Origin of the sequence: Endozoicomonas montiporae CL-33, assembly GCF_001583435.1 — a bacterium.
In the GTDB taxonomy this organism is placed as follows: domain Bacteria; phylum Pseudomonadota; class Gammaproteobacteria; order Pseudomonadales; family Endozoicomonadaceae; genus Endozoicomonas_A; species Endozoicomonas_A montiporae.
In genome coordinates this window covers 3,493,733-3,504,956 of sequence record NZ_CP013251.1, presented here as the reverse complement: position 1 = coordinate 3,504,956, position 11,224 = coordinate 3,493,733, and the positions used below count along the sequence as shown (strand labels likewise).

Below are 11,224 nucleotides of genomic sequence, written 5' to 3'. Positions count from 1 at the left end.
TGAGAGTGAAGTCCATGCCACAAGCAGGTCTTACAGGAATGAATGAATCCAACACCAACGTAACTACAGGTCGGCATCAAGACCCGTTTGATCCCCGGGCGTTTGGTAAAGTGGCAGTCCTTCTCGGTGGAGCCTCTGCCGAGAGGGAAGTCAGTCTGGTGAGCGGTGACCGGATTTATGCGGCACTGGTTCGTAGCGGTGTGGACTGCAAAATGATTGATCCGGCGGATGACCTGATGGGTCAGCTTGCAGCTTACCAGCCGGATCGGGCATTTATTGCCCTGCATGGTCGTGGTGGTGAGGATGGCACCGTTCAGGGGCTGCTGGAGTCCATGGGGATTCCTTATCAGGGTAGTGGTGTTCTGGCGTCGGCGCTGGCAATGGATAAATACCGCACAAAACTGCTGTGGCAAGCTGTCGGATTACCAACTCCGGACTTTCGTCTGGTCGAGACGCCTGACATGCTGGAATATTGTGCTGAACTGTTGCCGGTGTTTGTGAAGCCCAGCCTGGAAGGCTCTAGTGTCGGGGTGGCCAGGGTGGATCGTGAACAGGATCTGCTGCCCGCTTTTGAGAAAGCGTCCGGACACAACAGTTCGGTTCTGGTCGAGCAGTTTATAGACGGGCCGGAGTACACTGTTGCCATTTTGAATGGTGAAGCCCTGCCAGTCATTCGCATTGAAGCGCAGAACGAGTTTTATGATTACGAAGCCAAGTATTTGTCCGATGATACTGGCTATCGTTTGCCATCGGGTCTGAGCAAAACCCGTGAGCAGGAGATGCAGGCAATTGCCCTGACAGCGTTTGAGACGATAGGCTGCTCTGGCTGGGGGCGAGTGGACTTTATGGAAGATCAGCGCGGGCGTTTCTGGTTGCTGGAAGTGAATACGATTCCAGGCATGACCGAGCACAGCCTGGTGCCTATGGCCGCGAAAGCGGTGGGGCTGGATTTTGATGCACTGGTGCTGGAAGTTCTGAAATCTTCAATGCCAGACAGTAGTCCGGTAATAATGGATGCAGATCAAGAAAGGGAAAGCCAGATTGTTGCTGAAGCGGAAGCCGACCCGGTCTGAGCGTTCGCGCAGTCAGATGGATACCGTACAGATCAGAAGGAGGCGGCAGTCGCCTCCTTCCGGGCGGATCAGGGCTTTTTTCTCTACGCATTCACGCAACGGGTGGCAAATAGCCCGGGTGGTGGCAGGCGTTATCAGTTTGGCAGCGGTTCTATGGCTCTGGCCGTCGTTGATGAACTGGCTGAACCGGCCGATAGCACGTGTGGAGATTCATGCCGGCTTTGAGTCTCTCGATCGGGTTGATGTGGAAGCCGAGCTTGAGCCGTTTCTGGTGAATCGCTTCTTTCATCTTGATCTCGAGGCGATGCGTCAGACGCTACTGCTGATGCCCTGGGTTCGCGAGGCCAGCCTCAGGCGACGCTGGCCTGACCGTCTGGAGGTATCTCTGCAGGAGCGTCAGGCGGTAGCGCGGTGGAAGCAGGATAAGTTAATCACCGGAGAAGGTGTTGTATTTGCGCCTGACTCGGTAGATAAGTTTGCATTATTGCCATTGTTATCCGGATTGGATGACGAGGCACTTGAGGTCATGCAGCAATACCTGTCGATCAGTCAGTTGTTGCGACCCATGGGGTTGTCAGTCAGTGAGCTGCAGCTGGGTTCAGCGGGCTCCTGGCGGTTTAAAGTGGATCACGTAACCGTTTATGTAGGACGTGATCGGCGTATGGAACGGTTACAGCGGTTTATCCGTCTGTACCATGCCCGGTTAGACAGTCGCTGGAGTGAGGTGGAGCGCGTGGATATGCGCTATCTCAATGGTGCGTCTGTCTCCTGGCGGCAGAATTAGTTTTTCGCCAGTGGCGAAAGGAAAGGCAAACAGGGGCGGTGGAATCAGCGCGCTGATTATTTGTGCTCACTATTATTTGTGCTCACTACGGTAGCTTTTGCGGTTTAGGAAGATTAATGCCATGACATCGGCAGAGAATGGGAATTTGATTGTTGGGTTAGACATTGGCACCTCCAAGGTTGTAGCCATCGTCGGCGAGATTCTGGAAGACGGTGAACTGGAGGTCATTGGTATCGGTTCCCATACTTCCAGGGGTCTTAAGCGCGGAGTTGTTGTGAATATCGATTCCACAGTGCATGCTATGAAACGGGCCATTGAAGAAGCCGAATTGATGGCTGGCTGTCAGATCCATTCTGTCTATGCCGGCATTGCCGGTAACCATATTCGCAGTCTGAATTCTCATGGTATTGTAGCTATCAGGGAGCGTGAAGTAACCAGAGCTGATATTGATCGGGTTATTGATGCTGCAAAAGCAGTAGCAATTCCTGCCGACCAGCGTATTCTTCATATCCTGCCTCAGGAATATGTCATTGATTCTCAGGATGGAGTCAAGGAGCCTCTGGGAATGTCAGGTGTACGTCTGGAGTCCAGAGTTCATCTTGTCACCTGTGCGGTCAATGCCGCCCAGAATATTGAAAATTGTATACGACGTTGTGGACTTGAAGTTGACGACATCATTCTTGAGCAACTGGCATCCAGCTACTCCGTTCTGTCCGAGGATGAGAAGGAGCTGGGTGTCTGTATGGTGGATATTGGCGGTGGTACCACTGATATTGCCATTTTTACAGATGGCGCTATTCGCCATACTGCAGTAATTCCTATCGCCGGGGACCAGGTAACAAACGACATTGCCATGGCATTGCGGACGCCTACCCAGCATGCGGAAGAACTGAAGATTAAATACGCCTGTGCACTGACTCAGCTGGCTGGTGCAGACGACATGATCAAGGTTCCCAGTGTCGGTGATCGTCCGGCCAGGGAACTCTCCAGGCAGTCGCTGGCGGAGGTTGTAGAGCCTCGCTATGAAGAGCTCTTTACGCTGATACAGCAGGAGCTTCGTCGCAGTGGTTTTGAGGAGCTGGTCCCTGCAGGTATTGTCCTGACAGGTGGAACGTCGAAAATGGAAGGTGTTGTCGAGCTGGCAGAAGAAATATTCCATATGCCGGTTAGGCTGGGTATGCCACAATCGGTGCGTGGTCTGGCCGATGTCGTTTGTAATCCGATATATTCGACAGGGGTCGGGCTTTTGCATTACGGTCTTAAAGTCCAGCAGGAAGGACGTAAGGAAGCTGTATTCAGCAAGCAGGAGGACGGTGTGTTCAATCGGTTAAAACAGTGGTTTCAGGGTAACTTCTGATTGAACGCCACTGCCAGTTTTTAGAAAATATCCTGTTTAGGGTGAGAGAATAAGGAGAGGGCCACATGTTTGAAATGTTGGAAGATAACGTGCCGCAGGAAGCGGTCATTAAAGTTATCGGTGTCGGCGGTGGTGGCGGCAACGCTGTCTGCCACATGCTGAATAGTCAGCTGGAGGGCGTAGAGTTTGTCTGCGCTAACACTGACGCTCAGGCTCTTAAGAAACAACACATGCAGGCTCACACACACCTGCAGCTGGGTGCTGGCATTACTCGTGGTCTGGGTGCCGGCGCCAACCCGCAAATTGGTCGTGAAGCGGCCATGGAAGATCGGGATCGTATCAGCGACCTGCTGCAGGGTGCTGACATGGTGTTTATCACTGCCGGTATGGGTGGTGGTACAGGTACGGGTGCTGCACCGATTGTGGCTCAGATTGCCCGTGAAATGGGAGCCTTGACCGTTGCGGTGGTGACCAAGCCCTTCTCCTTTGAGGGTCGTCGTCGTATGACTGTGGCCGAAGAAGGTCTTAAAGAACTGCAGGAAAATGTAGACTCTCTCATCTGTATTCCTAATCAGAACCTGTTGCCAGTTCTGGGTAAAGATGTCAGCCTGCTGAATGCGTTTGGTGCGGCTAACGATGTACTGCTCGGTGCGGTGCAGGGTATTTCCGAGTTGATTACCCGTGATGGTCTGATTAACGTAGACTTTGCGGACGTTCGCACTGTTATGTCTGAAATGGGCATGGCGATGATGGGTACCGGCTCTGCTACTGGTAGCAACCGTGCTGTTGAAGCGGCAGAGCGCGCTATTCGCAGCCCGCTGCTGGAGAACGTCAATCTGCGTGGTGCCCGTGGTGTACTGGTAAACATTACCGGTGGCATTGATATGGGTCTGAACGAATACACCGAGGTGAACGAGACGGTAGCCGAGTACGCTTCCGAGAACGCCACTATTGTGGTAGGTGCGGTCATCGACACCGAAATGAGTGATGAATTGCGTGTCACTGTGGTGGCAACCGGGCTGGGGGCTGAGGACTCTGAAGCAGATCCTGCCCTGAAAGTGGTTGATGGTTCCCGCCCTCGTACTACTCGCAATGATGGATCACTGGATCTTAAAACACTGGACATTCCACCCAGTATCCGCAATCGAACCAAAGAGGCGGAAGAGGCTGGAAGACCTGCGACTGTAACCACAGAAGCAGAGCCGGAACCGGCAAAACGTCAGACGGCATCGACTGACAATGTGGATTATTTGGATATTCCGGCGTTTTTGCGTCGGCAAGCAGATTAATTGAGTGCCTGTTACGACTTGTGTCAAATGTAACTTTTGTTACAATGAGTCGTTGCATTCAAATAACAGGGACCTTACAGGTCGCGGAATTGCGTAATCATGATCAGACAGCGTACCCTGAAAAACATTATTCGTGCCACGGGAGTAGGGTTACATTCTGGCGAAAAGGTCTACCTGACCCTGAAGCCAGCTCCCGTTGATACAGGTATCATCTTTTGTCGTACGGATCTCGACCCAGTTGTAGAGATACCCGCACGCGCCGAGAATGTGGGGCAGACTACGCTGTGCACATCTCTGCAGAAAGATGGTATTCGCGTAGATACTGTCGAGCATCTTCTGTCCGCTCTGGCAGGACTGGGTATTGATAATGCCTATGTTGAAGTCAGTGCCCATGAAGTGCCAATAATGGACGGTAGTGCCGGTCCTTTCGTTTTCCTGGTTCAGTCTGCGGGCATCCAGGAGCAGGAAGCACCGAAGAAGTTTATCCGGATCAAAAAGGAAGTCACGGTTTCCGACGGTGATAAAACCGCTACCTTCAAGCCTTATGCCGGCTTCAAGGTGAGTTTTACCATTGATTTTGATCATCCGGTATTCAAAAGTCGTTCACAGACAGCAACGATTGATTTCTCCAGTACATCCTTTGTGAAAGAAGTCAGTCGGGCCCGTACGTTCGGCTTTATGCGGGACGTTGAATACCTTCGCTCCCAGAACCTGGCTCTGGGTGGCAGTGTGGATAACGTGGTGGTGGTGGATGACTACCGTATTCTCAATGAGGATGGCCTGCGTTATCACGATGAATTTGTAAAGCACAAGATGCTGGACGCCATTGGTGACCTGTATCTGCTGGGCAATAGCCTGATTGGTCAGTTTGTCGGTTTTAAATCCGGTCATGAACTGAACAATAAGCTGGTTCGCCATTTGCTGGAAAATCAGGAAGCGTGGGAAGTGGTCACTTTCGAAGATGCGGAAGTATCGCCTATTTCTTACCTCAAGCCTGTCGCTGTTACCGCCTGAGTCGGTATCAGTACTCCGGGGTGAGTTGTCTTGGAAAAGGTCGCTTTTAAAGCGGCCTTTTTTTGTAATTCAGGTTAGGGCTTTTGTAACTCCTTGAATTGTAAGTGAAAGTTCGATTATTTTCCTGTTTTCAGATTAAACAGTGGTAGTTTGTTGATCTGTATTCTTGCGGGGATTTGTTCGTCGGTGCTAAAGTCCTTCACTTGTTATAACTCTTGGTTCATCGTTCCCTGTCACCGGTTCGGGTCGGGACAGGCGTAAGGGCCGTGCCTGAAAAATGGGAGCTCAGGGCTTTTCAATGAAAGTCATCGTTGTCAAACAGGATCATTCCCGTACCCGCTCATTCCGGGTTAGCGGGCGACATCTGGCTGCAGCTGCTGTGCTGGCTGTTACTTTGTCAGTGTCGTTGGGTGGCGGTCTGATGTACGGCTTCCTGAAGTATGATTCGGACATGATTCTGACCGAAGAAGGTCTGGAGAACTGGAAGCAGACACTGCTTGGGCAGAAACAGGATCTGGCTTCTGTCCGTGAAGATGCTGAAAGGCAGCTGGATGCCCTGACATTACGGCTTGCTGAATTGCAGGGTCGTATCACCCGACTTGATGCGCTGGGTGAGCGACTGACGTTGCTGTCCAGTCTTGATGATGGTGAGTTTGATTTCAGTCAGGTCCCCGCATTGGGTGGCCCGGAGGAATTGCCCGACAGTTTTCAGGTATTTGCCAAACCTTCCCTGACCGATGCGCTGGATAAGCTGGCAGAGCAGATTGACAATCGTGAACAGCAGTTACAGCTGCTGGACAACCTGCTTGCCAATAAAGCGCTTGATGGTGAAGCGTTCCTCAGTGGTTTGCCTGCAGCAAAGGGTTGGTTGTCATCCCGCTTTGGTGCACGAACCGATCCCTTTACCGGTAAGGACAGTTGGCATAATGGTATTGATTATGCTGCACCACGCGGCACCGACATCCTCTCTCTGGGTGCAGGTGTAGTGGTCTGGTCCGGTGACCGGTGGGGTTACGGCACCATGGTTGAAATTAACCATGGTAACGGCTACGTCACCCGCTACGCCCATAACGACTCTAACGATGTCAAAGTGGGCGATATCGTGACAAGGGGACAGGTGATCGCCAAGATGGGAAGTTCAGGCCGTTCTACCGGGCCTCATGTGCACCTTGAAGTGCTGGAGAATGGTAAGGCTGTCGACCCTCAGCGATATATGTATCGATCTGCGAAGTGATCTCACTATCCGGCAGTTCGATCAAAGAAATGTGGCACTGCATTTTTAGCTGAACTACATTCTTACCGGCAATTAAGTCGGCAAGGATTGAAAACCGGGCGACGTGTTCATATATAAAGATGGGGATAGAATCTGGTCCACTGTCGTGATTTGACGATATTTAGAGTCGCTAAGTCACACAGACTGCACCAGGCGTCTTAAGTACAACAGACACCTGGCAGATTTTATGCGGTTTAAGTTCGCCGGATTTAGCCCAGTAAACCGGTTGAGAGATAGTCAATCACACAAGTATGTTTGCTTCTTTAGTCAAAAAAATTATTGGTAGCCGAAATGACCGGCAGCTGAAACGAATGCGCAAGCTGGTTAAGGCCGTAAATGCACTGGAAGACAGCATTTCAAGCCTGTCTGATGAGGCGTTGCGTGCCAAGACACAGGAATTCAAAGACCGCTACCAGCAGGGGGAAACCCTTGATGCCATTCTGCCTGAAGCTTTTGCGGTGGTCCGTGAAGGTGGTAAGCGCAGCATGGGTATGCGTCATTTCGACGTACAGCTGATTGGTGGTATTACCCTGCACGAAGGTCGTGTGGCAGAGATGCGCACTGGTGAAGGTAAGACATTAATGGCAACTCTGCCTGCTTACCTGAACGCGATTACCAGCAAAGGTGTACATGTTGTTACCGTTAACGACTATCTGGCTCGCCGTGATGCTAACTGGATGCGCACCCTGTACGAATTTTTGGGATTAACGGTTGGTGTGGTAGTGCCACAGCAGGATCCTGAAGAAAAGCGTGCAGCCTATGAGGCCGACATCACTTACGGTACCAATAACGAATTTGGCTTTGACTACCTGCGTGACAACATGGCCTTCCGTAAGGAAGACAAGTTTCAGCGTCCGCTGCACTTCGCTGTTGTCGATGAAGTTGACTCCATCCTGATTGACGAAGCCCGAACCCCTCTGATCATCTCCGGTCCGGCTGAAGACTCTTCTGAACTCTATCGCAAGATGAATGAACTGGCACCAAAGCTGGAGCGTCAGGTTGAAGAAGTGGCTGAAGATGAAGAGCCGACCAAGCATTACACTGTTGACGAGAAAACCCGTCAGGTTGAACTGACGGAAGTGGGTCACCAGTTTGTCGAGGAAATGCTGCAACAGGGTGGCCTGTTGCCTGAAGGTGAAAGCCTGTATTCCTCTCACAACCTGACTATGCTGCACCACGTTAATGCTGCACTGAAAGCCCATGTTCTGTTTACCCGCAATGTTGAGTACATCGTTCAGAACGGTGAAATCCTGCTGGTTGACGAGCACACCGGTCGTACCATGCCGGGTCGCCGCCTGTCTGAAGGTCTGCATCAGGCACTGGAAGCAAAAGAGAACCTGCGCATTCAGGCTGAAAGCCAGACCATGGCGTCTACGACTTTCCAGAACTATTTCCGTATCTACGAAAAACTGTCCGGTATGACCGGTACAGCCGATACCGAAGCGTTCGAGCTGCGTCAGATTTACGGTCTGGACGTGGTGGTGATTCCTACCCACAAAGAGATGGTGCGTAAGGATCATAACGACCTGGTTTATCTGACCATTGATGAAAAATACGAAGCCATCATTGAAGACATCAAGGCGACTGTTGCCGAAAATCGTCCGACGCTGGTGGGTACGGCTTCCATCGATGCTTCTGAGCACCTGTCTGTTGCTCTGGACAAAGCGGGCATCAAGCACAGCGTGTTGAACGCCAAGTTCCACGAAAAAGAAGCAGAAATTATTGCCCAGGCCGGTAAGCCGGGCGCGGTTACCATTGCCACCAATATGGCGGGTCGTGGTACCGATATCATTCTGGGTGGTAACTGGGAAGCCGAGCTGGCCCAGATTGAGAACCCGACCAAAAAACAGGAAGATCAGGTTAAGGCTGAATGGCAGCAGCGCCACAAAGGCGTGCTTGATGCTGGTGGTCTGCATATCATCGGTACCGAGCGCCACGAGTCCCGCCGGATTGATAACCAGTTGCGTGGTCGTGCCGGTCGTCAGGGTGACCCGGGTTCTTCCCGCTTCTATCTGTCTCTGGAAGATAACCTCATGCGCATCTTTGCCTCTGACCGGGTGAAGAACTTCATGAAAGCCCTGGGTATGGAAAAGGGTGAAGCGATTGAACACCGCATGGTGTCCAACGCTATCGAAAAGGCTCAGCGTAAAGTAGAAGGTCGTAACTTTGATATTCGTAAGCAGCTGCTGGAATACGATGACGTAGCCAACGATCAGCGTAAAGTGGTTTACACCCAGCGTGATGAGCTGCTGAACGCCGAAGATGTGGTTGAGAATATTGAGGTGATGCGTGAAGAGGTTGTCAGTGATCTGATCTCCGAGTTCATTCCACCGCAGAGTCTTGAAGAGCAGTGGGACATCAAGGGGCTGGAGAAAAAGCTTGAAACTGAACTGGCTGAAAAACTGACGGTACAGAAGTGGCTGGATGAAGACGATCGTCTGGACGAAGAAGGTCTGCGCCAGCGCATCCATGAATCTGTAGTAGAAAGCTACAAGAAGAAAGAAGAGCTGGCTGGCGAAGAGTCACTGCGCAACTTCGAGAAGCATATTCTGCTGCGTATTCTGGACGACAAGTGGAAAGAGCATCTGGCCACTATGGATCATTTGCGTCAGGGTATTCACCTGCGTGGTTACGCCCAGAAGAACCCTAAGCAGGAATACAAGCGAGAAGCCTTTGAGCTGTTCCAGCACATGCTGGAAGACATTAAAGGCGACACTATTCGTATCCTTTCCCATGTGCAGGTTCAGCAGGATGACCGTACTGAAGAGGAAGAAGAGCGTCGTCGTCAGGAAATGGCTCGCCGCATGCAGTTCCAGCACGCTCAGGCGGGTGGTATGTCTTCTGGAGATGAAGGGCCTGAAGAAGCTAAGGAAGGTGAAGCACCTCACCCGGAACCATTCGTCCGCGATGGGCGCAAGGTCGGTCGTAACGAGCCTTGCCCCTGTGGTTCCGGTAAAAAGTACAAGCAGTGTCACGGTAAAATAGCTTAAATCGCTACTTATAATAGCTACTCAAACACTGAGTCATAGAAACGGGTCGCCCTGGCTTTATGGTCAGGCGGCCCGTTTTCTTTTTGCGGAATTCTTTTTTAGTAGAAAGTGGGGTACCTTTAGCGACTTCAGAACAAAGAATAAATTGGAGTCGTTATGGCTGTTGGTTCCGGTGACTGGCCAGATTTGAAAACTGTTAAGGGGTTTCGTCTGGGGACGACAGAAGCAGGTATTCGTAAAGTAAATCGCCGCGATTTAGTGGTAATGAACTGGGATGAAGGCGCGACCGTTGCAGGCGTTTTTACTCAAAATAAATTCTGTGCAGCACCCGTACACCTTGCCAAGGCTCGCCTGAATCAGAATCCTCGTTGTTTTGTTATTAATACTGGTAATGCCAATGCCGGTACCGGCCAGCAGGGAATGCAGGCTGCAAAGCAATCAGCTGCTGGTGCTGCAGAATTGCTGAATATTCCTGCAGAGTCGGTTTTACCTTTCTCTACGGGTGTTATTGGGGAGCAACTGCCTGTTGATCGACTGCTGGCAGGTTTACCCGCAGCCGCTGCAGATTTGTCAGAGGATGGTTGGTATAAAGCCGGTGAGGGGATTCTGACCACGGATACGCGACCCAAAGGTGCCTGTCGTCAGTTTGAAGTCGATGGTGTCGTTTATACCGTATCAGGCATCAGTAAGGGATCAGGAATGATCCGGCCAAACATGGCGACGATGCTGGCTTTTATCGCCACTGATGCCGCAGTAGAGCAATCGCTGTTGCAAAAGCTGCTGAATGACGCAGTAAATCTGTCGTTTAATCGTATTTCGGTTGATGGTGATACCTCCACCAATGACTGTTGCATGCTGGTGGCTACAGGGCAAACAGGAGCCGAAGCGGTCAATTCCGAGGCTTCTGATTTATACGTTAGTTTGCGTCAGGCTCTGAATGACGTTGCCATTGAGCTGGCCCAGGCGATTGTTCGTGATGGCGAGGGTGCTTCCAAGTTTATTACCGTCAGTATTGAGCAGGCTGATACCGTGGCTGATGCTCTGGAAGTGGCTTATACCATCGCTCACTCGCCACTGGTCAAAACGGCACTGTTTGCCTCTGATCCGAACTGGGGTCGAATACTGGCAGCAGTGGGTCGTGCAGAGGTGGATTCGCTGGTGATGGAGCGTATTACCATCTGGCTTGATGATGTCTGCATCGTTGAAAATGGTGAACCGGCAGCTTCCTATACGGAAGCTGCCGGGCAGGCTGTCATGGATCAGGATGAGATTACCATTCGGGTGTCTCTGGGGGCGGGAGAGATCACAGAACAGATCTGGACCACCGACCTTTCCCATGAGTACGTTCGCATTAATGCGGAGTATCGCAGCTAAATCAATTCAGAATTTGCCTTCACACGGTAGCCATAATGCATCATTTATGGCTACTCTAAATCTTTATCCG

8 protein-coding genes are annotated in these 11,224 nt (G+C 51.4%); all 8 read left to right on the top strand.

What is annotated here, in order from left to right; genetic code table 11:
* Positions 1 to 38: 38 nt before the first annotated feature.
* The 8 genes from EZMO1_RS16020 to argJ all read left to right on the top strand — a co-directional run bounded on the left by EZMO1_RS16020 (position 39) and on the right by argJ (position 11,154).
* Complete coding sequence (locus tag EZMO1_RS16020) at positions 39 to 1,073, top strand: D-alanine--D-alanine ligase (protein WP_086936422.1); 1,035 nt, start codon at positions 39 to 41, stop codon at positions 1,071 to 1,073.
* Positions 1,015 to 1,857, top strand: coding sequence for a cell division protein FtsQ/DivIB (locus EZMO1_RS16015; RefSeq protein WP_082212220.1), 843 nt, complete (start codon positions 1,015 to 1,017; stop codon positions 1,855 to 1,857). The genes EZMO1_RS16020 and EZMO1_RS16015 overlap by 59 nt, the downstream gene beginning before the upstream one ends.
* 121 nt (positions 1,858 to 1,978) lie before the next feature.
* Complete coding sequence (gene ftsA / locus EZMO1_RS16010; RefSeq protein WP_034877235.1) at positions 1,979 to 3,214, top strand: cell division protein FtsA; 1,236 nt, start codon at positions 1,979 to 1,981, stop codon at positions 3,212 to 3,214.
* Positions 3,215 to 3,279: 65 nt separating this feature from the next.
* Positions 3,280 to 4,503 carry a cell division protein FtsZ gene (ftsZ, locus tag EZMO1_RS16005; protein WP_034877237.1) on the top strand — a complete coding sequence of 408 codons (1,224 nt, stop codon included), beginning with the start codon at positions 3,280 to 3,282 and terminating at the stop codon, positions 4,501 to 4,503.
* 99 nt (positions 4,504 to 4,602) lie between these two features.
* Positions 4,603 to 5,517, top strand: coding sequence for a UDP-3-O-acyl-N-acetylglucosamine deacetylase (gene lpxC / locus EZMO1_RS16000; protein WP_034877239.1), 915 nt, complete (start codon positions 4,603 to 4,605; stop codon positions 5,515 to 5,517).
* A gap of 298 nt (positions 5,518 to 5,815) precedes the next feature.
* Complete coding sequence (locus tag EZMO1_RS15995) at positions 5,816 to 6,751, top strand: M23 family metallopeptidase (RefSeq protein ID WP_034877622.1); 936 nt, start codon at positions 5,816 to 5,818, stop codon at positions 6,749 to 6,751.
* Between the two features lie 290 nt (positions 6,752 to 7,041).
* Positions 7,042 to 9,780, top strand: a complete 2,739-nt coding sequence (gene secA, locus EZMO1_RS15990; RefSeq protein WP_034877240.1) for a preprotein translocase subunit SecA — start codon at positions 7,042 to 7,044, stop codon at positions 9,778 to 9,780.
* A gap of 156 nt (positions 9,781 to 9,936) precedes the next feature.
* Entirely contained in the window at positions 9,937 to 11,154 is a 1,218-nt protein-coding gene (gene argJ, locus EZMO1_RS15985; RefSeq protein ID WP_034877241.1) for a bifunctional glutamate N-acetyltransferase/amino-acid acetyltransferase ArgJ, read from the top strand.
* Positions 11,155 to 11,224 lie beyond the last annotated feature (70 nt).

Excerpts from the sequence above, each read along its gene's own strand:
- EZMO1_RS16020 (WP_086936422.1), top strand. The coding sequence starts at position 39 with ATGAATGAATCCAACACCAACGTAACTACAGGTCGGCATCAAGACCCG.
- EZMO1_RS16015 (WP_082212220.1), top strand. The coding sequence starts at position 1,015 with ATGCAGATCAAGAAAGGGAAAGCCAGATTGTTGCTGAAGCGGAAGCCG.
- ftsA (WP_034877235.1), top strand. The coding sequence starts at position 1,979 with ATGACATCGGCAGAGAATGGGAATTTGATTGTTGGGTTAGACATTGGC.
- ftsZ (WP_034877237.1), top strand. The coding sequence starts at position 3,280 with ATGTTTGAAATGTTGGAAGATAACGTGCCGCAGGAAGCGGTCATTAAA.
- lpxC (WP_034877239.1), top strand. The coding sequence starts at position 4,603 with ATGATCAGACAGCGTACCCTGAAAAACATTATTCGTGCCACGGGAGTA.
- EZMO1_RS15995 (WP_034877622.1), top strand. The coding sequence starts at position 5,816 with ATGAAAGTCATCGTTGTCAAACAGGATCATTCCCGTACCCGCTCATTC.
- secA (WP_034877240.1), top strand. The coding sequence starts at position 7,042 with ATGTTTGCTTCTTTAGTCAAAAAAATTATTGGTAGCCGAAATGACCGG.
- argJ (WP_034877241.1), top strand. The coding sequence starts at position 9,937 with ATGGCTGTTGGTTCCGGTGACTGGCCAGATTTGAAAACTGTTAAGGGG.